This is a genomic window from Priestia sp. YIM B13486, from assembly GCF_042787865.1.
GTDB classification, from domain to species: Bacteria; Bacillota; Bacilli; order Bacillales; family Bacillaceae_H; genus Priestia; species Priestia megaterium.
Genome location: NZ_JBHZOZ010000002.1, coordinates 323,976 through 348,151 on the forward strand (window position 1 = coordinate 323,976; position 24,176 = coordinate 348,151).

20 protein-coding genes are annotated in these 24,176 nt (G+C 36.8%); 12 read left to right on the plus strand and 8 right to left on the minus strand.

Features of this window, described 5'->3' with window-relative positions; translation table 11 throughout:
- Positions 1-430 precede the first annotated feature (430 nt).
- Complete coding sequence (locus ACFX4G_RS05820) at positions 431-631, minus strand: cold-shock protein (RefSeq protein WP_025908891.1); 201 nt, start codon at positions 629-631, stop codon at positions 431-433.
- 595 nt (positions 632-1,226) lie between these two features.
- On the opposite strand from ACFX4G_RS05820, the gene tolA reads away from it, so the two are divergent.
- The 3 genes from tolA (at position 1,227) to ACFX4G_RS05835 (ending at position 6,234) form a co-directional block, all read left to right on the plus strand.
- On the plus strand, positions 1,227-2,357 hold the full coding sequence (gene tolA / locus ACFX4G_RS05825) for a cell envelope integrity protein TolA (RefSeq protein WP_377573303.1): 1,131 nt from the start codon (positions 1,227-1,229) through the stop codon (positions 2,355-2,357).
- Between the two features lie 441 nt (positions 2,358-2,798).
- Positions 2,799-3,773, plus strand: coding sequence for an HNH endonuclease signature motif containing protein (locus ACFX4G_RS05830; RefSeq protein WP_377573306.1), 975 nt, complete (start codon positions 2,799-2,801; stop codon positions 3,771-3,773).
- Between the two features lie 490 nt (positions 3,774-4,263).
- Positions 4,264-6,234, plus strand: coding sequence for a DUF262 domain-containing protein (locus tag ACFX4G_RS05835; RefSeq protein WP_377573309.1), 1,971 nt, complete (start codon positions 4,264-4,266; stop codon positions 6,232-6,234).
- Positions 6,235-6,506: 272 nt separating this feature from the next.
- Here the strand turns inward: ACFX4G_RS05835 and ACFX4G_RS05840 are convergent, their stop codons facing one another.
- Together ACFX4G_RS05840 and gltC are read right to left on the minus strand one after the other, a co-directional pair.
- Positions 6,507-7,577: a DUF3900 domain-containing protein gene (locus tag ACFX4G_RS05840; protein WP_025752107.1), complete on the minus strand. Its 1,071-nt coding sequence runs from the start codon at positions 7,575-7,577 to the stop codon at positions 6,507-6,509.
- A gap of 160 nt (positions 7,578-7,737) precedes the next feature.
- Positions 7,738-8,640 (minus strand): glutamate biosynthesis transcriptional regulator GltC, encoded by a 903-nt coding sequence (gltC, locus tag ACFX4G_RS05845; RefSeq protein WP_013056801.1) that lies wholly within the window; start codon positions 8,638-8,640, stop codon positions 7,738-7,740.
- A 134-nt stretch (positions 8,641-8,774) separates the two neighbouring features.
- Here gltC and gltB point away from each other — a divergent pair, with 134 nt between their 5' ends.
- Together gltB and gltD are read left to right on the plus strand one after the other, a co-directional pair.
- Positions 8,775-13,328, plus strand: coding sequence for a glutamate synthase large subunit (gltB, locus tag ACFX4G_RS05850; protein ID WP_377573314.1), 4,554 nt, complete (start codon positions 8,775-8,777; stop codon positions 13,326-13,328).
- Between the two features lie 16 nt (positions 13,329-13,344).
- The gene (gene gltD / locus ACFX4G_RS05855; protein ID WP_377573318.1) at positions 13,345-14,826 is read left to right on the plus strand and encodes a glutamate synthase small subunit; all 1,482 of its coding nucleotides are present in this window, start codon (positions 13,345-13,347) and stop codon (positions 14,824-14,826) included.
- Positions 14,827-14,859: 33 nt separating this feature from the next.
- Here gltD and ACFX4G_RS05860 read toward each other — a convergent pair whose 3' ends face one another.
- Both ACFX4G_RS05860 and ACFX4G_RS05865 read right to left on the minus strand, forming a co-directional pair.
- On the minus strand, positions 14,860-15,339 hold the full coding sequence (locus ACFX4G_RS05860) for a hypothetical protein (RefSeq protein WP_377573321.1): 480 nt from the start codon (positions 15,337-15,339) through the stop codon (positions 14,860-14,862).
- Positions 15,340-15,391: 52 nt separating this feature from the next.
- Positions 15,392-15,862: a staygreen family protein gene (locus tag ACFX4G_RS05865; protein ID WP_377573324.1), complete on the minus strand. Its 471-nt coding sequence runs from the start codon at positions 15,860-15,862 to the stop codon at positions 15,392-15,394.
- A 202-nt stretch (positions 15,863-16,064) separates the two neighbouring features.
- On the opposite strand from ACFX4G_RS05865, the gene ACFX4G_RS05870 reads away from it, so the two are divergent.
- From ACFX4G_RS05870 to ACFX4G_RS05880, 3 genes are all read left to right on the plus strand, one after another.
- The gene (locus ACFX4G_RS05870) at positions 16,065-17,465 is read left to right on the plus strand and encodes an alpha/beta hydrolase (RefSeq protein ID WP_377573327.1); all 1,401 of its coding nucleotides are present in this window, start codon (positions 16,065-16,067) and stop codon (positions 17,463-17,465) included.
- 248 nt (positions 17,466-17,713) lie between these two features.
- Positions 17,714-18,568: a bifunctional methylenetetrahydrofolate dehydrogenase/methenyltetrahydrofolate cyclohydrolase FolD gene (folD, locus tag ACFX4G_RS05875; protein WP_028408722.1), complete on the plus strand. Its 855-nt coding sequence runs from the start codon at positions 17,714-17,716 to the stop codon at positions 18,566-18,568.
- 110 nt (positions 18,569-18,678) lie between these two features.
- On the plus strand, positions 18,679-19,278 hold the full coding sequence (locus tag ACFX4G_RS05880; protein ID WP_116738320.1) for a DUF3298 and DUF4163 domain-containing protein: 600 nt from the start codon (positions 18,679-18,681) through the stop codon (positions 19,276-19,278).
- Positions 19,279-19,280: 2 nt separating this feature from the next.
- Here ACFX4G_RS05880 and ACFX4G_RS05885 read toward each other — a convergent pair whose 3' ends face one another.
- On the minus strand, positions 19,281-19,547 hold the full coding sequence (locus tag ACFX4G_RS05885) for a hypothetical protein (protein WP_014460351.1): 267 nt from the start codon (positions 19,545-19,547) through the stop codon (positions 19,281-19,283).
- A gap of 172 nt (positions 19,548-19,719) precedes the next feature.
- Between ACFX4G_RS05885 and ACFX4G_RS05890 the strand changes: the two genes are divergently transcribed.
- The 4 genes from ACFX4G_RS05890 (at position 19,720) to ACFX4G_RS05905 (ending at position 23,243) form a co-directional block, all read left to right on the plus strand.
- Positions 19,720-21,144, plus strand: coding sequence for a phospholipase D-like domain-containing protein (locus tag ACFX4G_RS05890; RefSeq protein ID WP_377573332.1), 1,425 nt, complete (start codon positions 19,720-19,722; stop codon positions 21,142-21,144).
- 150 nt (positions 21,145-21,294) lie between these two features.
- Positions 21,295-21,531, plus strand: a complete 237-nt coding sequence (locus ACFX4G_RS05895; protein ID WP_221779828.1) for a YuzF family protein — start codon at positions 21,295-21,297, stop codon at positions 21,529-21,531.
- Positions 21,532-21,712: 181 nt separating this feature from the next.
- Positions 21,713-22,624: a manganese catalase family protein gene (locus ACFX4G_RS05900; RefSeq protein WP_377573336.1), complete on the plus strand. Its 912-nt coding sequence runs from the start codon at positions 21,713-21,715 to the stop codon at positions 22,622-22,624.
- A 139-nt stretch (positions 22,625-22,763) separates the two neighbouring features.
- Entirely contained in the window at positions 22,764-23,243 is a 480-nt protein-coding gene (locus tag ACFX4G_RS05905) for a GNAT family N-acetyltransferase (protein ID WP_181170484.1), read from the plus strand.
- A gap of 36 nt (positions 23,244-23,279) precedes the next feature.
- Here the strand turns inward: ACFX4G_RS05905 and ACFX4G_RS05910 are convergent, their stop codons facing one another.
- Complete coding sequence (locus ACFX4G_RS05910; protein ID WP_306430524.1) at positions 23,280-23,567, minus strand: phospholipase; 288 nt, start codon at positions 23,565-23,567, stop codon at positions 23,280-23,282.
- A gap of 99 nt (positions 23,568-23,666) precedes the next feature.
- Entirely contained in the window at positions 23,667-24,098 is a 432-nt protein-coding gene (locus tag ACFX4G_RS05915; RefSeq protein ID WP_028413554.1) for a MarR family winged helix-turn-helix transcriptional regulator, read from the minus strand.
- Positions 24,099-24,176: the final 78 nt, after the last annotated feature.

Genomic DNA, 24,176 nt, shown 5'->3' on the forward strand with positions numbered 1-24,176 from the left:
CTACTACTCCTGCACTCTCACTCGAATTTGGACAGTTAGAAATATATAGTACGTGCGATGGTATTAAAGTGTGTTGGAAGAGTTGAAGGTAAAGGAGCAGAGATAGAAGCTATTTTATAGATTTAAAGGAGAAAATTGATGTTTCATTTAATAAATAGTTGATTAGAACACCCTCTTGTTATTGTAAAAAGCACCTCAAGAAAGGATGGTTTTAATTGAATTATATTTAGAAAAACACTAAATAATAAAAAATTAGGTATTACAAGGATACTATGCTATACTGAGTTTACCATTTTCTTTACCAGTTACTATCTTTGTTTCAATATTCCCTATTCATTCGTGAGTAGGGTTTTTATTATTGTTTTAAAATTTTCAAGGAAATAAAAAACAGACTCTACAAGTAGAGTCTGTGTATATATGTTTGTATTAATTATGCTTTTTGAACGTTAGTAGCTTGAGGTCCACGTTGACCTTGTTCTACTTCAAAAGTTACAGCTTGACCTTCGTCTAAAGATTTGAAGCCTTCGCTTTGGATTGCTGAGAAATGTACGAATACATCGTCCCCATTTTCACGTTCAATAAATCCAAAACCTTTTTCTGCATTAAACCATTTTACTTTACCTTGTTCCATTGTTGTTGCCTCCTCGTGTGCTATGCACACATTGTGTTACTATTCTTGCTCAAATCTTCAGACGAAAGTTGTTAACTTGTCAATCCTTGCCGAACAAAAATAATTCTTCTTAAATGTAACAGAAACGGTCAGGTATTGCAAGTGAAGATAAAAACTAGGTGAGATGCGTTAAATATTTTCATAAATAAAAGAAGATTTTTATCAAGTGGATACTGAACAGTTTAAGCTAGTCTGTATAATTTAGAGGTGCTATGTCCCCGCTATCATATTAAATATTGAATACGTGTAAATGAATTGAACCACCTGTCTTTAGACATGTGGTTTGCGTGTGGAAATTGTTACTTTTGCTTCGAAAAATATCCGTCGTACTTTTAATTTGATTAAATTTATTATGGGCTTTTTTCGACAAAAAAGAGGTTATAAGCTTCTCAAAAAAGAACTGTTTACATATGTCTATTGTTATAGGAATAAATATTTATATAAATTGGAAATATTGGTATTTTAAAAATGGACTCAAAGCTAATACTTTTGCAATGGAATTTTTATAAAAATTAGTTTGTAATTATTTTTCAATAAAAAATATTAGGGGGATATTATGGGGGTCTGGGGTGCTATTTATATTTTAGCGTTACTTGTCACGCTGGTTTTATTAATTATTGGAATCGTATTTCTTTTTATGAAAAACAGAAAAGCTAACAAAATTTTTAAAGCATCAGGTATTGTTTTTGCGTTAGCTATTGCGAGTCTTATTTTATCTAGTGATAATGGTTTTTGGTATACTACTTTTATTTTAGCATTCCTTTCTATGTCAGCTTTATTAGTTAGTTCGTTAATTGCTCTTTTTATGAAAAATGGAAAGGCGAAGAAAATATTTAAAGTATCGGGAATAGTTTTCGCGGTAACTATTTTGAGTTTGATTCTTACATTGGCATTTGACGATAATACTGCAACTCAAATAACTTCAACTTCATCTCAGAAGGAAGAATCAAATCGAGGTGTGAAGAAAGCGGAAGAAGCTAAAAAAGAAGCAGAGGCTAAAAAGAAAGCAGAAGCAGAAGCTAAAAAGAAAGCAGAAGCAGAAGCTAAAAAGAAAGCAGAAGCAGAAGCTAAAAAGAAAGCAGAAGCAGAGGCTAAAAAGAAAGCAGAAGCAGAGGCTAAGAAGAAAGCAGAAGCAGAAGCTAAAAAGAAAGCAGAAGCAGAGGCTAAAAAGAAAGCAGAAGAAGCTGAAAAAGAAACATTTGGCATGAACATTATAGAATTTAAGACAATGTGGGAACAAGCTACTACTAAAAGTGGAATGGAAGATTTACATGCTTTTTCAAATGATAAATTTCTCGAAGCTAAGGATAGTATTATTTTTAAATCTCAGATAAACGAATATATTTATTTACAAGCAACATTAGACCCTATAAATGAAGAAATTAAAGATATATCTTTAGTAACTGTACCGCCAGAAGGAAATCAGACGACCATCTCAACTAATATTATTTTAGCCACTGGTGTATTGGTATCTGTCTTGCAACCTGAATTAACTGCGGATGAAAGAGGAGATATAGTAATAAATAATTTGGGATTGGGGTTAGAAGATACAGATTTAAAAACGGTTAATAATGAGTATGTTTTAAATGATGTATCATATGTACTAAGAAATATGGAAGGGTTATTATATTTTGGTGTTATAGCAGGAGATATTGACGAACTAAGGAAGAAACAAGAAAATAATTAGTAAAAAAATGAAGAACACTATATTAACGAATATTTATTTAGAGCAGTGGACAATTCTCTATTCTTTAAAAGGAAAAACATAATATAAATCAAATATTTAAAGCGTAAAGTAAGACCTCATAAACATATGAGGTCTTACTTTATTAGAGATGATAACTCTACACAATCATTTTAAAAAAATTGCGGTGTGTAGAGGTGGTAATGCTCTCTCAATAGATATATTTTTATCTGGAACTGCCGTGTGCAAAAAGAGAGATGCCGGTTATTTATCACCAAACATAAGCGTAAGTAATACAAATTAGTTTAAAGTACTACCAGCCCTGCACCTTAAGGTTAAAATTGAATTAGAAGTAACCAAGATATAGCACCAACATATTTTCTTCTCCGAAAAACCAAGATAAAATAATTTAAGAATAAATTTATTTGATAGGCGGTGCACACAATGAATGACTATATTAAACAATGGCATAATTTAATTTTAAATTGCAGCTTTGATAACACATATAAAATGGTTTGGAGCAAAGCATTAGTAGAATTGTCGGTTAATGTTAGTGATGAAGTTGATAAAGATATAATAATTTTTGATTTTGACGATATTGCAAAACTTTGCTTGAAATATTATTGGAACCAAACTATTTACTTTGATTTAATACAAAGTCCTAACTTAAAGAAACCTCCAGAAATACTTAATCATATTAAATCCTTAATTACCCATTTCTTTGATGCGAAAAATTCTGTTCATCCAGTTAGATTTGAAAAGATAGATTTTAACAGACTTCAATTAATAGATAAGTACGAAGAAACCGTTAAAAGAATAATTACAACTCTAAAGAAAGATGTTTGCTGGCGATTTAAAATTCTTAATTCTAACACATACGATATATATGAATTAGACCGTAAAAAAGGTAAGGTATATTTTAAAAGGCAAGACGTATTAACGCTTAAACAAAATAGTGACTTACTATTTACCTTTATAAATTACAGATGGACACAAATGTTAGAGGGGTTCAATTATAGTCCACGGATTTCAAGAAAAGTACGTGCGATAGATGAAAACAATATTAAGCGTGTGTCGTTAAAAAAGTTTCATAAGTATCTTGATTTAATGTTTGAAGACAGTAAACGTAAATGCTTTTATTGCGGTGAAGAAATAGAGGATAGCAATTTGTCGGTTGACCATGTTATACCTTGGTCTTACATGTTTTCAGATGATTTATGGAATTTAGTTTACTGTCATAAAGAGGAAAACTCCGAAAAATCTAATCGTCTCCCATTCGAAGAAGATATTATAAGATTAGAAAACAGGAATATAGCTTTGCTAGAACGTATGGAGAACGCCACTAAAGAATATGACCAATTACAAATGGCTCTTGAGAAAAATTACGTTAAACAGTTTTGGATTTCATTTAAAGGGTAACGAATCCATAGATATGGAACTACATATATCTTTTATTTGCTCGTTTAATAATTCAAAATTCCGTTATGAAATGAGCTTACACTAGAGGAAGCAGGTAAATAAACTATGTTTTTATCAGAACACCTATCTTTAGCTCTTAAAGAAGTAAAGAGGGAAAATAAAATATATAAGGTAAAATTAGTTAGAAACTAGACATAAAGATACATCGGTACAATTAAAAGAGGGGTTTATAAATCAGTAAATCATCAACTTATTCATAATTTTTTTACAATTTGCGTGTTATTATTTACCTAGATATTAACAGTGTGATAAAGATGTACGAAAAGGGTAAAAAATAAAGGTTTGAATTATTTGGTATATGAGGAAAACTCTCTATTGATACATATAAGTTATAAACTGAGAAAACCTTACTGAATACATATCGTTGATGTGAGCAGTAGGTTGAACTGGTTTAGATATTTTATTTTGGACATTACAGGAGATGAAAAGTATGCAAGCGCATGAAACGAAGATACAGCCAATAATAGAAGGAACCAAGCAATATTTAGTACCTATGTTCCAGAGAACTTATAGTTGGACTTTAAACGAATGTAAACAGTTGTGGGAAGACATACTTGATATAGAAGAATATGAAGACAGTAAAGGTCACTTTATTGGTTCAATAGTTAGTATGCCTGTACCATCTGCGCCACATGAAGTACAAAGATATTTATTAATTGACGGACAACAAAGGTTAACTACAATTGTAATTATTTTAGCGGTAATTAGAGACCTTGCAAGAAAAGATGATATAAGGCTCTCAGATGAAATTCATGAAACTTTATTAGTTAACAAGTACGAAGAAGGGGAATCCAGACTAAAACTACTACCAACTCAAGCGGATAGACGGAGTTTTGAGAAATTACTCCTTAATACTATTGAGAATAATAATGATAACTTAATAATACAAGCTTATAATTATTTCAAAAACCAAATTAGTAAATGTGATATAGATTTAAGAAGACTTAAAACAACATTAACAAATCGTTTATCATTAGTTAGTATTGTATTAGCTTCTAATGATAATCCTTACTTGGTATTTGAAAGTTTAAATGCAAAAGGAAGACCATTGACTCAATCAGATTTAATTCGGAATTTTTTCTTTATGAGAATAAACCAAGAACAACATAATTTTATTTATAATCAATATTGGAAGCCGATGCAAGAAGACTTAGGTGAATCATTGACTGAATTTATTAGGCATTTCTTGATGAAAAATGGTAAATTAGTTCGGAAAAGTGATGTTTACGTTACACTTAAAGATACCGCTGAAAATGAAGATGCTTTAAAATATATCAAAGATATACATACATATTCATCGTATTATAAAACATTCATAAAGCCCGAGCTTGAAAAAGATGTATCTCTTAGAGAACACATGATTAGATTAAATAGAATAGAAGCTACCACTTCTTATCCTTTGTTATTAAATCTATATGATTTGCATTATAAAAACATTATAAATAGTAGGGAATTAAATGAAGTACTGGATGTTTTAGAAAATTATTTAATAAGAAGATTTGTTTGTGAATTACCTACAAATGAGCTTAATAAAAATTTTCTTTCAGTTTGCCAAAAAATAGATGGGTATGGTTATAAAGGTATTGAAGTTGTAAAAGAAATAAAATCAGCCCTACAGAACAAAGGTTATCCTAAAGATATAGAGTTTAAGTACAACCTTGTAAGTACGAAATTATATGGAGCAGGCGAAAGAAGTAGAAAGATTAGGTTAATATTAGAGACTATTGAAGATTCTTATAACCATAAGGAAAAGATTAATTTCAATAATTTATCAGTTGAACATGTAATGCCACAAACATTGAATGATAGCTGGAAACAGGAACTTGGTACAACATGGGAGGAAATTCATGACCATTACCTGCATAGTTTAGGTAATTTAACTCTAACTGCTTACAATGCTGAAATGTCTAATGCGACATTCCTTAAAAAACGTAGCCGTTTAAGTAACAGTCATTTAGAATTGAATAAATACTTTACGGGTATTAATGAATGGAATGAGCGTAATATTAAAGAGAGAGCAAATATATTAGCGGATAAATCTTTGGAAATTTGGGGATATTTTGGTTCTGAGGAGTACGAATTAAAAGACGTTAAGGGAACTTCTCCAAGGTTAATTTTCTTTTTTAGTCGTTGGTATGAAGTTAATTCTTGGAGAGATGTTTGGGCTACCACAATAAACAAAATTATTGAAAAAGATGAGTCTTATTTTGATATTTTATTAGATAAATTTCCTAATTTAGTTTCAAAAGATAAAAGTGCTTTTAGAAGGCATTATACTCTAGATAACAAGTCTTATATAAATGTTGATTTTAGTGCAAGGGATATTTATAGATTATGCTTCACAATATTAGAGGTTTTGGAAATAGAAAAAGAGGAATGGTCGGTTGAAATAGAATCATAAAATGTTGATATTGGAATAATAAAAAGCCATCTTTTTTTTTATGATGGCTTTTTATGTTATCTTTTCTCATTCCTAAATTTCTTTCTCAAATATAATCGTAATCTCTACTTAAAATAATGGAAACCTTATATTACAAGCCTTTAAGGCAATGTTTTATTAAATAATTGGTTACAAAGAGTGGTCACATTTGCGGTCACTAAATTGGTCACAAAACCTTTAATTATGCTGTATGTTAGTTATAACGAGGTCACACTTTAGTAGTAACCTTTTATTTATTCTTCCCATTTCTTACTGCTGATTTTCTCAATAATTCCGTGCAAATCACCTGGCTTATGAAACTCAATCGGAGACGCGCCTTTTTCAAACAGAATCGATTCTGCTTCAATTAAAGCCACGTAGCGTCCGTTTACTTTCGCTAAGTGAATATTTTCACCAAAATCAGCTAGCAGCCCTTTAATCTCTGTTTCGCCAAGCTTCATTTTAAGCTCTGCATCAGGGGTATGCTCGACGATATGAGCAGCGGCTTCCATGACTTGATGGGTATCTAAACGTTCTTGAAGCTCACGCTTTTCACTTGTTGCCCACAGTTCCATGTCTGATTCAAACTGTTCAAGCTCTACGCTTTCTGCTTCAAACGTTTCGCTGACGTGTTCACGCACCATATCCATCACTTGTGTTTTCATAATCTCAGGCATCGGCTCGTTGTAATCAATGAATTTCAAAAAGTCTTCAAAATAACGGGCGTGAGACGCTTGGTGGATAACGAGTTCGCTTTCTTCCACCATGCCTTCTTCAGGCATGTAGGGGTATTGAATAGATTTCATGTTTTTAGTAGTAATCGCCATTTCTACGTGACGAATAAGGGTTGATTCATCTGAAATTGAAGCCACTTTTGGTTCGAAGTCACATTTTAAAATAAACACAAAAGCATGATCAAAATATTTTCTTGGAACAGCAGATACAACTAAAAATGCTCCTCCTCGAACGGCTGCAGTATCAAGGTATGCATTGATAAACTGTTCGCTATTTTCTTCAAATTCTTCTTTGGTTGTGGCAAAACGAGTGCGGTGAAATAAATTATAATTAGGGTTTGAGTCGAGAGCGTGCCCTGGTTCAACTATAAAATACCCGAGCTTTGTAGGCACTTGTTCTGCTTTGGGGTGTCGCTCTACTTTGCGTTTTACAATTTTTTTAAATTCACCGTCTAAAAAATCTTTAATGGAACTTTCGTCATATTCTTCTGTATCAAGCGTTTGAAAATGCTTATATTGTTTAGAAGCCTGTTCTTCTTTTCCTTCTACTTGTATTACGTAAAATGATAAAAAATTAATTTTAAAATCCATAGCAGTCACCTTGTTTCTTTTTAGTCAGTTACTTCAGTATAAGAAAGAGTCCGGTAAGCGTCAATGCCTGTTAGATTTAGGGGAAGAAGAGCTATTTATACAATTGATCAGCTGAGGAATAGTGTATAAAGCAAAGAATAAGAGAGGCAGGGGGCCTCTCTTATTTATACTGCTCCAACCGTTCAAAAAAGGTTTTGACAAACTTATAAAAAATTTTATCAGAAGGTGCTAAATCACGATTTCGAGGAATAATCATCCCGACTGTACGCTGAAGCTGCGGCGTATGAATAGGGAGTTTAGTCGTAAAACGAGGAGTCGTTTCAGACACTGTGCTTTCAGGAAGAAGCGTGACGCCGATTCCTGCGGATACAAGACCTTTAATCGCATCTAAATCTTCTCCTTCAGATGAAATATTGGGCATGAATCCTGCTTGTTTGCAAGCGTCGAAGGCCATTTTATGTAAAATGAATCCTTTTGGAAATAGCACAAAATCTTCATTTCTTAAATCCCGTAGCCGAATGTTATCCCGTTCAGCGAGCGGATGATGAGAAGGAACAAGGGCTAAAAGATTTTCAGTGAATAGAATATGGCCTTCTATACTCTGGTCCTCTACAGGTACAGGACCTAAAAAAGCAATATTAATATCTCTTTTTTTAACCGATTCAATTAAAAATTTATACGAACCTTGTCTAAGATGAAAAGCAACATTTGGGTGTTCTTCTTTAAAGGCTGATATAATAGTAGGAAGAAGGTGACTAGCAAGGCTTGTGGGAAATCCGATTTTAATCGTTCCTCTTTCGGGATCGAGGTATTCATCAATTTGTTCTTTTGCATAGTCAATAGCTTTCATAGCCGTTTCCGTATGCTCAAGAAAGACTTTTCCTATTGCTGTTAACTTGACATTTCTTCCTTCGCGTTTGAATAAACTAACACCTAGCTCAGACTCCAGGTTCGCGATTTGACGGCTGATCGCTGATTGAGCTACATGCAGATATTCTGCCGCCTCAGATACGTGTTCTCTTTTTGCAACTTCCATAAAATAGCGTAATTGACGCAGTTCCATAGGCATCCTCCATCTATATATATCAAAATTAGATTAGTTTTATCTAAATTATATATTGTTTATATTGATTTGAAAACTTACAATGTAAACAGGTGATCTTAAAAAGATAAAGAAAACGAACGGGGGAGAAGAAGATGACATACAATCAAATGCCAAAAGCTCAAGGTCTCTACCGTCCTGAATTTGAGCACGATGCATGTGGAATCGGACTATACGCTCAATTGAAAGGCGTAGCGTCACATGATATCGTTAAAAAAGGACTAAATATGCTTTGCCAGCTTGACCATCGCGGCGGACAGGGAAGTGATCCGCTAACAGGAGATGGAGCTGGATTAATGGTACAAATTCCACACGCGTTCTTTAAAAAGACATGCGTTGAATTGAACTTGCCAGAAAAAGGTCGTTATGGAGTTGGAATGATCTTTTTCTCAAATAACGAAGACGAGCGTCGAGAAATCGAAGCTTATATTAATAAATTAATTGAAGAAGAGGGACAAACGTTACTAGGTTGGAGAACTGTACCTGTAAATGTCGGAAAAATCGGAAAAGTTGCAAAAGAAAGCTGTCCGTACGTACGACAAGTATTTATTGGGGCAAATGACAGTATTCAAGATGACTTAGCGTTTGAACGCAAGCTATATGTTATTCGTAAGCAAGCGGAAAATTGGGCGCAAGCGCGTCAAAACCGTTTTTATTTTACGAGTCTTTCAAGTAGAACAATTGTGTACAAAGGGTTATTAACGCCTGAGCAAGTTGATGCTTTTTATCTTGACCTACAAGATGAAGATTTTACTTCAGCGTTCGCTTTAGTGCATTCTCGCTTTAGCACAAACACGTTCCCAAGCTGGGAAAGAGCACATCCAAACCGTTATTTAATTCATAACGGTGAAATCAATACGCTTCGCGGTAATCAAAACTGGATGAGAGCACGTGAACAACAGTTTGTTTCGGACGCATTTGGTAAGGATTTACCGAAGGTTCTTCCAATTTTAGATGCTGAAGGAAGCGACTCATCCATGTTAGATAATGCGCTAGAGTTCTTTGTATTGGCCGGCCGTAAGCCAGCGCATGCAGCGATGATGCTTATTCCAGAGCCTTGGTCTGAGAATCCGCACATGTCAAAAGAAAAACGTGCTTTCTATGAGTATCATAGCGCATTAATGGAGCCATGGGATGGTCCGACTGCTATTTCGTTTACGGATGGAAAGCAAATCGGTGCTATTTTAGACCGTAACGGTCTACGTCCAGCTCGCTACTATGTTACAAAAGATGATTACATCATACTTTCATCAGAAGTAGGCGTCATTGATGTTGAAGATGAAAATGTATTATATAAAGATCGTTTAAGCCCAGGTAAAATGCTTCTAATCGATTTAGAGGAGGGCCGAATTATTTCAGACGAAGAAATTAAATCTGAAATGGCACAGGCTGAGCCTTATCAAGAGTGGTTAGATGAACAGCTGGTAACGTTGCCAGAAGTGCAGGAAGAAAAATCTGAATACTTCGATGATTTGGTCATTCGCCAGAAGTCATTTGGCTACACGTATGAAGATATTCATAAATATTTAGTTCCAGTTATTACAGAAGGAAAAGATCCGCTTGGTTCAATGGGTAACGATACTCCATTAGCCGTGTTGTCTGATCTTCCTCAATCGCTGTTCAATTACTTTAAGCAGCTATTTGCTCAAGTAACGAATCCACCGATTGATGCTATTCGTGAACAGTTGGTTACATCGACAATGACATTGCTTGGTGCAGAAGGGAATTTACTGCATCCAACCAAAGAAAACATTCATCGAATTCAGCTTGAGACGCCGGTTTTAACAAACGATCAAACTGATCAGCTGAAGTCTGCCATTCATCCGGATTTCAAAAGTGCCGTTATATCTGCTGTATTTACAAATGATTTAAAAGCAGATCTTGATCGCGTATTTGCTGAAGCTGAAGCGGCAATTAACGCAGGTGCTAGCATCCTTGTTCTGACAGACCGTGAAGCGGGAGCTCAATCCGTAGCTATTCCAGCTTTATTAGCTGTCAGCGGGCTGCACCAGCACCTAGTGCGAAAAGGAAACCGTACAAAGGCGAGCATTGTAGTGGAAACGGGAGAAGCGCGTGAAGTGCACCATTTTGCAGCGCTGATTGGTTACGGCGCAGACGCAATTAATCCATATCTTACTTTTGCAACATATCAAAATGAAATTAACGCAGGTACGTTGAACGTATCGTATGATTATGCTGTTGAGAAATATGTAAAAGCCGTTACTGAAGGTGTCGTAAAAGTAATGTCTAAAATGGGTATTTCAACGGTGCAAAGTTATCGGGGCGCACAAATTTTTGAAGCGGTTGGAATCAGTGCAGAGGTTATCGAGCAATATTTTACAGGTACTGCCTCGCAGCTTGGCGGTGTCGGTTTAGATGTTATTGCAAAAGAAGCAAAAACGCGTCATGACAATGCTTATGTTGAAACAATTGAGCAAACGTTAGAATCAGGAAGTGACTTCCAGTGGAGACACACGGGCGAGCATCATGCGTTTAATCCAAAAACAATTCACACGCTGCAGTGGGCTTGCCGTAAGGGAGATTACAGCTTATTTAAAAAATTCTCTGAATCGGCTAATGAAGAACGCATCGGTTTCTTGCGCAATCTGTTCTCGTTTAATGGATCGCGTTCATCTATCTCCATTGATGAAGTGGAATCAGTTGATTCGATTGTAAAACGTTTTAAATCAGGTGCTATGTCGTTTGGATCTTTAAGTCAAGAAGCTCATGAAACATTAGCGATTGCGATGAACCGTTTAGGAGCACGCAGCAACAGTGGAGAAGGCGGCGAGCATCCTAGCCGCTACACTCTAGATGAGAATGGAGATAATCGCCGCAGTGCGATTAAACAAATCGCTTCTGGGCGTTTTGGGGTGAAAAGTCACTACCTTGTGAATGCAGATGAGCTTCAAATTAAAATGGCACAAGGTGCAAAACCTGGAGAAGGCGGTCAGCTTCCAGGAAACAAAGTATATCCATGGGTGGCAGATGTGCGTGGATCAACGCCAGGAGTAGGCTTAATTTCACCTCCTCCACACCACGATATTTATTCGATTGAAGATTTAGCGCAGCTTATTCATGACTTGAAAAATATAAACCGTGATGCACGAATCAGCGTCAAGCTCGTTTCAAAAGCAGGTGTAGGAACGATTGCTGCCGGAGTAGCAAAAGGAGTAGCGGATGTTATTGTCATTAGCGGTTACGACGGAGGTACGGGAGCATCTCCAAAAACAAGTATTAAACATACTGGACTACCGTGGGAACTTGGCTTAGCAGAAGCTCATCAAACACTTATGTTAAACGGTCTTCGTGAAAAAGTAGTGCTTGAAACAGATGGGAAATTAATGACGGGTAAAGATGTAGTCATGGCAGCACTTCTAGGAGCAGAAGAGTTTGGTTTTGCTACGGCGCCTTTAATTGTTTTAGGCTGTATCATGATGCGTGCGTGTCACTTAGATACATGCCCAGTTGGAGTGGCGACGCAAAATCCAGAGCTTCGTAAAAAGTTCCTGGGAGAAGCGGACCACATCGTTAACTATATGAAATTTGTTGCACAAGAAGTGCGCGAAATTATGGCTGAACTTGGATTTAAAACAGTGGATGAAATGGTTGGACGTACAGACGTATTAAGCGTTAGCGAACGTGCAAAAAATCACTGGAAGGCTCAGCACTTAGACTTAACAACTCTTTTATATCAAGCTGAAGGTGTACGTACCTTTAAAACACATCAAAATCATAAAATTGACGAATCTCTTGATATGCAAAAGATTTTGCCTGCGGTACAGCAAGCAATCGAGCATAAGTATCAAGTCGAGTTAGAACTTCCAATTTCTAATATTAACCGTGTAGCTGGAACAATTGTGGGAAGTGAAGTTACAAAACGTTACGGTGAGAAAGGTCTGCCAGAAGATACGATTACTCTTCGATTCACTGGCTCAGCAGGACAAAGTTTTGGTGCGTTTGTTCCAAAAGGAATGTCTATGTATCTAACTGGAGATGCAAATGATTATATCGGAAAAGGTTTATCAGGAGGTAAAATCATTGTTGCTCCACCTAAGGAAACAACAGCTGTGTCAGGCGAGAATGTTATCGTTGGGAACGTTGCATTTTACGGTGCAACAAGCGGTGAAGCTTATGTTAGCGGGCTAGCAGGGGAACGTTTTGCAGTTCGTAACAGCGGTGTGAACGTAGTGGTTGAAGGAATTGGCGATCATGGCTGTGAATATATGACTGGCGGACGCGTTGTCGTATTAGGCGATGTAGGTAAAAACTTTGGTGCAGGAATGTCAGGCGGTATTGCTTACGTATTTGCCGATGATCAAGAAGCATTCAAAAACCTTTGCAATAAAGACATGATTGGGTTTGAGGGCTTAAAAGGCGAAGAAGCAGAAGAAGTAAAAGAGATGGTTTCAAATCATCTGAAATATACGAACAGTCATAAAGCAGCATTTGTCTTGGAAAATTGGGAACAATCACTTTCAAAATTTGTAAAAGTGATTCCGAATGATTATAAACGCATGATGAATCGCATTGAAGAGCAAAAAGCAGCTGGACTAACGGAAGAAGAAGCAGCTATGAGTGCGTTTGAGGAAAATGCAAAACAAGAAAAGAAAGCATCGGCAAAACAACAAGAAGCGGTAGCTCAGTAAGAAAGGGGAGAGTACGATGGGAAAACCAACAGGATTTATGGAAATCAAACGTGAAAAAGGGAAGGAACGTGACCCGTTAAAACGTTTAGGTGATTGGAAAGAGTATGCTGCTCCTTTATCTGATGAAGCGCTAAGCCGTCAAGGGGCACGATGTATGGATTGTGGCACACCTTTTTGCCACATGGGAATGGATATTAATGCTTTTACTTCTGGATGTCCAATCTATAACTTAATTCCAGAGTGGAATGATTTAGTTTATAAAGGACGCTGGAAAGAAGCTTTAGAGCGTTTAATGAAAACGAACAACTTCCCGGAGTTTACAGGACGAGTTTGTCCTGCTCCGTGTGAAGGTTCCTGTACGCTTGCTATTTCAGATCCAGCCGTTTCGATTAAGAATATCGAACGCGCTATTATTGATAAAGGCTTTGAGAATGGGTGGATTACTCCGCGTATTCCGGAGAAGAGAACAGGCAAAAAAATTGCTGTTATTGGCTCTGGACCAGCAGGCTTAGCAAGCGCAGATCAGCTGAACCAAGCGGGTCATTCAGTAACGGTATATGAAAGAGCAGATCGTGCTGGCGGTTTATTAACATATGGAATCCCGAATATGAAGCTAGATAAAGAAGTAGTGGAAAGACGTGTTCGCTTATTGACGCAAGAAGGTATTGATTTTGTAACGAATACGGAAGTTGGAAAAGACATTACTGCTGAAGAGTTAAAAGAACAATATGATGCTGTAATTTTGTGTACAGGGGCTCAGAAGCAAAGAGATCTAGTATTAGAAGGTCGTGAAGCAAAAGGAGTTCACTTTGCAATGGACTACTTAACAACTTCAACAAAAAGCCTTTTAGACTCTAACTTCAAAGATGGTCAATTTATTGATGCACAAGGAAAAGACGTTATTGTTATTGGAGGCGGAGACACGGGAGCTGACTGTGTAGCTACTGCTCTTCGTCAAAAATGCCGCAGCGTTGTTCAGTTTGGTAAACATCCTCAGCTTCCTGCTGAGCGTACGGCAGATAATATGTGGCCTGAATATCCACATGTATTTAATCTTGAATATGCTTATGAAGAAGCACAAGCAAAATTTGGGGACGATCCACGTGAATATTCAATTCAAACGAAAAAAATCGTGGCAGATGAGCAAGGTAATCTAAAAGAACTTCATACGGTTCAAATGGAGAAAGTAAAAGGTGAAAATGGACAGTACATCTTTACCGAAATTCCAGGAACAGAAAAAGTATGGCCAGCTCAGCTTGTCTTTATTGCGATTGGGTTTGAAGGTCCAGAGCATCCGGTTCTATCAGCGTTTGGTGTTGAAACGAAAAATCGTCGCGTAGATGCAGCGTATGGAAATTACAAAACAAATGTTGAAGGTGTTTTTGCTGCTGGTGATGCTCGTCGTGGGCAAAGTCTAATCGTATGGGCTATTCATGAAGGTCGTGAAGTAGCTAAACAAGTTGATAGCCATCTAATGGGAGCAACTGTATTACCATAACAAAAAACCGTCACAATTGTGGCGGTTTTTTGTTTATCTAGGATTTGGTACGTCATTTCCTCTACGTAAATTTTCAAATGAAACGGTTAAAATCGTGTTGGTAATTCGAGCTTGTGAAGCGGGAGAAACGCTGTATAAGTTAAAAAGTTCAAATATCCATGGATCACGTTTTCTCAGCTGTCGCGCGGCTTTTTCAACGCGTTCGTTAATAGACCCGCTGTAATTGCTATAGTTATCATCAACAAATCTTACAATGGAACGAAATAAATATTCTGTTAGTTTACTATCCATTCCGCCTCTTTGTGCATCTCTGTAGATGGACTGATACTGTCGTTTTAAAATTTTCATCACTCGATCTACATCGCGTGTAGATCTAACTTCATTTTCTTCATGCGGGATATAAGAAAATAAGTCTTCGTTGTATCTATAAGGTTCTAAATAATTTTCATTCGTAGTAGGAACCACTGGGTGGTAATAGCGCGGCATATATGGGTAAACCCATTGACTGTACATGAGACATTCACACCTTCCTCGTTCATTTCCCATTAGTTTATGCACTAGCGTGCTAGCTGCTGCATGTTTGTTTTAAATAAAATTTAGGAGTTTGATAATAGGACCATCCTCTAAATTCTTGATAAGCCGATACAAAATAAATGTAAATTGGTGTATTTAGCAAGTCTGGATAATGTTGAAAGAACGATTGGTCTCCGTAAACTATTGCTTCTAAAGCAAGAGGGAGCTCACGACGAAAAATCTGATAACGAAGCTGTGCTTGTTCCCGACTGAATTCACCTCCGCTAACAAAAACTTCGCCTTGAATAACAGCTTGGCGGTCTGTTACATGAAGAGCAGCTAGTACTTCATCCCGCATATTTTCATCTATTGCCTTCTTGTTGTATGAGCATCCGATGCTTAAAAAAAGCTGACCGGTTGTATCGGAATGAGTAAGGGTATATTTTCGTCCGGAAACCGGATAGGAGGAAGTAGCAGGTGGAATAAGGGTCGTAGAAAGTTTTGAAGAATTAAACGAACTCATAGTCATTGACACTCCTTTTTTTGAATAAATTTCAATATTATACGGTGCTATGGGCTCAGTTGTGATAAATGTCTATTTTGTTTCTGTAAGAAAGGCGTTTTGATGTACTTTTTAAAAGGTTGATGGTAATATTTAACTAAAATGATGCGTGTACAGTCCCCACAGATTATCTTCAAAAGAAAATGTGAATGGAGGTTATCACTTGAATATCATAACGTTTGACGGTAAGTATGGAAACTGGTTAACGACTAAAAATCCTCTTCAATTTCAAGCAGCCACTGCTTATGGAAACATCGGGCTAGCTCCTATCTATTGGGGAACAAAAGAAGAAAAAAATGGATGGTATTACATGTATCAGCCTGAAGAAATAACGGGCGTTCAAGTAGAAGGTGAAGTTGACGGTGGTAAATTTCTCATTCGAATTCCTGATGATTGGAATGGAAAGTTAGTTATGTCAGGAGTCCCAGCTACCCGAGATGAGAAATCAACGGATTTACTATTCAGCGACTATGTGTTGGCAAAAGGATTTGCGTTTGCTGCTTCTGATAAAGGAACTCAGGGAGAAGAAGTAAGAGATGATCCATTTGCTAAAGCAAAGAATGCGTTAGTCAAAGAAGAAGACTCCATTAAAAAATGGCATATTCAATATCGCGAAGTGACAAAAATCGCGCAGAAATTTTTATTTGAAAATTATCGTCATAAACTTCAGAAAGAAGTGACAGAATATTTCGATATAAAAACATATGCGTTGGGTATTTCTAATGGTGGTTACGTTGTTCGCTACGCTTTAGAAAACGACGGGAAACATGGAGAGCCGCAGCTTTTTAATGGAGGCGTTGAATGGGAAGGGGTTATGTGGCGAGCTGATCATGATAATTTGATTACTTCCCTAACACCTGTTGTAAATCATGCCGAAGAAGCACTGTATACAGTAGGTGAATCGCAAAAAGAAGCTTTGCACCGGTTGTATCAAGCAGGATTGCCAAAAGGATCTGAGTTTCTATGGCCATATCATGACCAGTATTATTGGTTTTTAACGCTTAATATATATAGAGATGAGTTTGACAGTCAGGCACCCGGAAGCATTCCGTGGCAAAAATACTTGACGCTTTTTGAAAACGGAGTTAGGGATCGTTCGTTAGATTCTATTTTTGAAAAGTATGATTATGGAGAAAGACCGCAAGATGTAAAGCAACGCGTCCGTGAAATTGAAAATACAGGTGATATTTCCGTTCCATTGATAAGCATTACAGGGTCGCTAGATGCTCTTATTTTTCCAGATATTCATGCCTATCCTTATGAACAACTAGTAAAAGATTCTGGTAAACAGCACCTTCATCGTCACTATGTAATTGAAAATGGAAACCACATTGATAGCTTAGTGTGGAATCATCAAATTGATCCAGATCGAAAGCTTCAGCCTCTTCTGCCTTATGTGTATCAAGGATTTGAACTGCTATGTGATTGGGTGGAGAATTTTGAAGAACCTCCGAAAAATAAGAAAATAAGTGTGCCTCTCAAGGAAATGCATGTAAAGGATCTAAAAACAGAGGAAGACGTACTGCCGTTGACTACAAAGAAAAGCATATCAACAGAAAAATAAATCGTCGAAAACCGTGCCGAAGGTGCGGTTTTTAATTTGGAAAAGCAACGTTTGAATAAAAACAGCTTTGGTGAATGCAAAATATTATAGTGCGATAAGAATGGAATATACGTTATTTGTTATTTATTTTCATCTATTTAAAATAAAAATAATAAAAACATTGAACAAAACCGAACTTTTGTGTTAGATTAATAAATATAATTCGTACATTTATTAAATGGCTACAGTTGAAAGGAGCAAAAAACATCATGACAGCGAAAGTAATTAAAGGAAAAGAAGTAGCGCAAGAACTGCGCGCCGCATTAAAAGAAGAGGTAGCTCAATTAAAAACAAAAGGTATCGTTCCTGGTTTAACCGTAATTTTAGTAGGAGAAAATCCTGCTTCCCAATCATATGTAAAAGCAAAAGCAAAGGCTTGTGAAGAAATCGGTGTTGCATCTGAAATTATCAAACGTGACGTAACGATTACGGAAGAAGAGCTTTTAAACGAAATCCATCACTTGAATGGAAATCCATCTGTTCATGGTATTCTTATTCAACTTCCATTACCAAAACATATTGATGAAAAAGCAGTATTAAATGCTGTATCTCCTAAAAAAGATGTAGATGGCTTCCACCCAGTAAGCGTAGGGAATATGGTCATTGGCGATGAGTGCTATTTACCATGTACACCACACGGTATCGTTGAGTTAATTAAACGTTCAGGTGAAGAAATTTCAGGTAAACATGCGGTAGTAATTGGACGAAGCAATATTGTTGGTAAACCAGTATCCATGCTGTTACTTCAAGAAAGTGCAACGGTAACAATTGCTCACTCTCGCACAAAAGATTTATCTGCTTTAACAAAACAAGCTGATATTCTTGTGTCAGCTGTAGGACAACCTAGACTTATCAAAGCAGATGATATTAAGCCGGGTGCCATTGTAATTGATGTAGGTAACACAATGGAAAATGGTAAACTCGTTGGTGATGTTGATTACGAAGCGGCTTTAGAAGTTGCAGGTTATATCACACCAGTACCAGGCGGCGTTGGTCCGATGACCATCACAATGCTATTAAAAAATACGGTAGACGCTGCTAAAACAATTAACAACGTAAAATAATAGAAAGTTAAAAATCCCGTGCGTATATGCACGGGATTTTTTTGCTTCAGTAATGGAATGAAAGCTAAAAGAATAGAATGTAACAATCTGTATAGAAAGAGGAGGAAGCGATGGTTACGTTACCTGCAACGGTATATTCTCAACAAATGGTGAAGAAAAAGTTAAACGTTTACTATCCAGCTGTTCATTTGACTAATCAAGCTGTTCAGCACAGCATTAACAGTAAAATCTTGCAGCGTACGAATGAATTAATTCGTCAGCAGGGATATGGAGAAAATCCGGATACAGAAGAAACGGGTTATTATGAGTTGAAAACAAACGAGCGAAATGTGCTCAGCTTAACGCTTGTCAATTTTGCTTATTCTGGGGGAGCGCACGGATTGACCGTGGTAGTTCCGTTAACATTTAACGTGCTGAATGGAAAAACGTATCAACTAAAAGATTTATTTAAAAAAGACAGTAATTACGTGAGTGTTCTTTCTAAAATAGTAGGAGAGCAAATAAAAGAGCGCGATATTATGGTTCTTGGAGAATATAAAGGAATTAAACCAGATCAAGATTTTTATATCGCGGATAAATCACTTGTGCTATTTTATCAGCTGTATGACCTGGCTCCTTACGCCTATGGAATTCCTTACTTTCCAATTTCTATCTATGCTATTCAAGATATTATTGCAGATGAAAGTCCACTTGGACAAATGTTTGGATAAAGTTATAAAAAGTTGCGGTGCGGCCGTACGTATCTTTTTAATTCGGCCGCTAACTGCTGACGAAGCGAACGAACGCTAATCGCTTCAGCAATATCTTTTGCCACGGGAAATACCCCGATTTTAGTGATATGAACACGAAGATACCCCTCATACAAGCATCCTCGCTCCGCATGCTTGATTTTGGTGCGTACAACAGCTTCTATTTTATCGTTTTCATTTTGCAAAGGGTAAGAATCTGTAATATGAAAACGAAAAGAATATTCCTCCATCACCATCATCCTTTTTTCTATGATATGTACTAGCATACTATACAAATAGTGAATCAGAAAAAATAAATGTGTCAAAAGAACAAAGCGCAAAGCAATCAAGGAAGCAGTTTCTTGCATGTAATGATCATTATTTGTGAACGATAACAGAAAAAGACAAAAAGCTGGAGTTGTGATGATAAAAATAGCATTCAAAGGATTACTTATTATTTTATCTTTATATATTCTGTATGTGGTTATAACGGCGGTGGTTCTCTTTTATGTACCTTTAAAAACAGGAGAGGAAACGACCTCAATTAAACCGGCTAGCTTTTTTGGTCACAGTGAGTCTACGGACCGAGTGAGACTTCTTGAAGATGGTTATGAGGCAGGAAGAGTTCGTATTCAAATGATTCAAGAAGCTGAGAAATCGATTGATATTGCTTATTACTCAATAGGAAAAGGAGAGTCAACTGATTTAATTATAGCCGCTCTTTTTAAAGCAGCTGATCGAGGCGTTCATACTCGTGTTCTTTTGGATGGGATAGCTAACGGCTTACGGGGAAACCGAAGGGGCGTGCTCTATGCATTAGCTTCACATCCTAATATTGAAGTGAAGTATTACGAACCATTTCAATTGTTTAAACCTTGGGCGTGGCAAAATCGTATGCATGACAAAATAATGGTTGTAGACGGGAGACTGGGTATAATAGGAGGACGGAATATAGGGGACAAATATTTGGCTAAAAAGCCTCCTCCAGACTTCGTCTATGATCGTGATGTCTTTATTACAAACAGCAAACATAAACAAGATAGCGTCATCACTCAAATGCAAAATTATATAAATGAATTATGGGCTCATCCTTACACTAAAAAAGCTTTTTATCATCTCACACAGTACCAGGTCGATCAGGGAAAGAGGATGAAAGCTTTGCTGCTGCAGCAATATGATAAAGCTAAGCAAGTAGGAGAAACGTTTGCGACGCCTAAGATTAATTGGAATGATTCCACCGTTCCTACAAAGCGTGTTTCTTTTATTCATAATCCAATTGAACGCTTTAATAAAAGACCTTTTATGTGGAAAACGTTTATTAACCTGGCAGAAGCAGCTAACGGCTCTGTTCTTATTCAAAGTCCTTATGTGGTGCCCACCAATGCGATGAGAAAGTATACAGCAATGAAAAAGAAGCCAGACGTTCAATGGACGCTACTCACAAATTCAGTTACATCGACGCCCAATGTGTTGGCTTTTTCCGGGTATATCAGTATGCGTGATACGATTGTGAAGACAGGTGTAAAGCTTTACGAATACCAAGGACCTTATTCTATCCATGCAAAGTCTGTGATTTATGATCAAAGACTCAGCGCCGTAGGCTCTTTTAATTTGGATTCCCGTTCTACATTTTTGAATAACGAATCAATGGTCATTATCGATAGTCAAGAATTTGCAAAAAAGCTGACGATGGCGATGGAAAACAAAATGGATAAAAGTATCCTTATTGCTAACCATAAGCGATGGATTAAATCTTCTGAGATTCAAAAGAAAGAAGAACCTGTTATAAAGCAAACCTTCCTATACACACTTGCAAAAGTAACGAGGTTCTTTAAGGAATTTATTTAAACGAGTGACGATATAATAAAAAAACAGCCAATGAATGAACATTCATTGGCTGTTTTTTTATTATATCCTAAGAAGAAAGAAGTTTTGGTTCAGGAGGCGATGTTAAAAGCATACATTAAAGCGAATCTTTAAAGTGAAAGGAGTGATTTCATGTCTTATGAAGAAGATGAACGCAACTATGAAACGCCGTCGATGGTGACACACGTCGATCCTTATGTATATGCTACACTGCAGTCTGTTCAAGGGAAGGATGTCGTGATTGAGACGGTAAGAGGAAGTGTAAGAGGCAGAGTGAAAGATGTGAAAATTGATCATGTTGTGATTGCAGCTAAAAGCTCTACCTTTTTTGTTCGAATTCAGCAAATTGTGTGGATTATGCCCGAATAAGTAATGAACAGTAGAGTTATCTCTGCTGTTTTTTTATGTGGAAAACATACTTAATTCTTATAGAGAGAATGAAACAACCTTTTGGACACATACAAGTAAATAGACGGATTTACGTTTTAATTTTATTTACATGTATCGAAATAAGTCAGTATCTAATTATACTAGGTTGGGGGAATGTGCCGTGTTCAAACGAATAGATAAGTTACTCATCGATTTACCCGAATCCAAAAACCCAGATCCAAATGCGGCTGCTGCCGTTCAAGAATTGTTGGGCGGCAAGTTTGGAGAAATGTCAACGCTGAATAATTACATGTATCAATCATTCAATTTTCGCTCCAAGAAAAAGCTAAGACCGTTTTATGATTTAGTAGCAAGTATTACTGCAGAAGAATTTGGACATGTGGAACTTGTGTCCAATACAATCAATCTTATGCTGCAAGGAACAACATTTCCAGGGGACCCAAACATTGCACCACTACAAAATGCGAAGAACCTTCGAAATACTTCTCATTTTATTGAAACCGCTCAAACAGCGTACCCTTTTGATTCGATGGGAAGACCATGGACAGGGAGTAACGTGTTTAACAGCGGAAATTTAATCTTAGATTTACTTCATAATTTCTTTTTAGAATGCGGAGCACGTACACATAAAATGCGTGTATACGAAATGACGGATAATCCCGTAGCTCGTGAAATGATTGGGTATTTATTAGTACGAGGCGGAGTCCATGTTATTGCCTACGCAAAAGCACTCGAAATAGCAACGGGCGTGGAGATGACAAAGCTTATTCCAATTCCTAATTTGAGCAACAAGGCATTTGATACAGCAAGGAAATTTGAAGATCAAGGAGTTCATCGTCGACTTTATACGTTCAGCGACGGCGATTACAAAAAAATAGCTCAAATATGGAAAGGTACGCATCCCGAAGATGGCAGTTTATTAGAAGTCATCGAAGGAACGCCTAACGGAAGCAGCATTCCTGATTTAGATGACATACGAGAAGAGTTTGCTCCTGGCATCGGCCCGGATGAATTTGCAGAAATTGCCCGTCGTTTGCAGCAGTCTGCAGGAATTTCAGACTATAAAAAATAAATTCAGTGAAAAATTTTCCACTATTCTCTTTTGCTTATTGGAGACAACAGGTAGTATAAACTTAATAAATAAAAAAGGAGGAAGGTACGTGGAAACCCCCGTTTTGGTGAAACCAGATGCAGCTTATCGAAATGCTTATATGAGTTTTTATAATGAATGGAAAGAAAGCGGAGAAAAAATGATTCCGTGGGTAATTGCTAAAGACCCTACTCACTTTGAAGGAATGATTCAAGAGTTAATAAATGCCGAAAAAGGGATCGGATTAAAAAAAGGATATGTACCGGATTCTACCTATTGGCTAATGTATAAAGAAAGAGTGATAGGCGTAGTTAATATCCGTCATGAACTAAGTGAATTGCTCCGAAACAGCGGGGGGCATATAGGTTATGGTATTCGGCCAAGCGAAAGAAAAAAAGGGTATGCAAAGCTTCTATTAAAGTTATCTCTTCAAGAGATCAGAAAGCTAGGAGTTCAACGGGCATTAGTAGTGTGCGATGATTGGAACACCGCTTCTCGTCAAACTATTTTGGCAAACGGTGGTATACAAGACGAGGATTATATAGAAGAAAACGGAGCTGTTGTTCAGCGCTTTTGGATTCATACGGATAAAATAGTATAAAAAAGAGGTGAATTTTTAAATTCACCTCTTTTATGCTTAGTCATATTGTTTTAAAGCTAATTTCAGTCGCATATAGGTATACATAGCGTATGCCTGTCTTCCTTTCAAGCTGTATGGATTTGCTTTGGAGCAAAGACAGTTAAGAAATTGCTCATCACATGAGCGGCATGAACCGTAATCTTCATAGCATAAATCATGGTATTTACAGCAGCAGTCTACATCATTTACTGGGCATCCTGGACCACTGCATCCTGGGCCGCACCATTTATAGCCTGGGAAAAGGCAGGGCGTGGCTTTCCTTTTGTTCGGAACAGACATAATCATACATCCTTTTCAATAGTCTCTTTACAGTAAATGCAATAAGAAAAAAAAGGACAGAGACAAACACCTTGCAGCAGCGGCCTAATTTTCCTGAATTTCTATTTAATCGATAAATGCGTCATTCATTCGCATTAATAGTTTGCCAAACAGCTCCTTTTCTTCACTTGACCATTTTTTTAACATACTATGATAGCGTTCAAGACGCATTTGCTTATCAGTTTGCAGCATTTGTTTCCCGCGTGTTGTGATGTCAAATAGGCTGACTCGTCCATCTGAAGGATCAGAGGAGCGAGAAATAAGCTTTTTATTTTCTAGAGCAGCTGCTTGTCTAGAAAGAGTTGAAATGTCTAGTTTAAACGCTTCTGCCAGTTCTTTTACACGAGCTGGTCCAAATTCATCTAATTGCCGCAATAATAAATAAGCTGATCTTTCTAGGTTTCCTATTTTATTTTCAGAATTATCAAGATAGACGGCTCGTCTAATAAAGGTAGTAAGTTCATATTCAATCAATTCAATTGAATTCTTTTCTTGCATCATAATCGCCCCTTACAAAATCATTCATTGACAAAGAAATATATACTTGTATAATACAAATGTATATATAGTTGTATA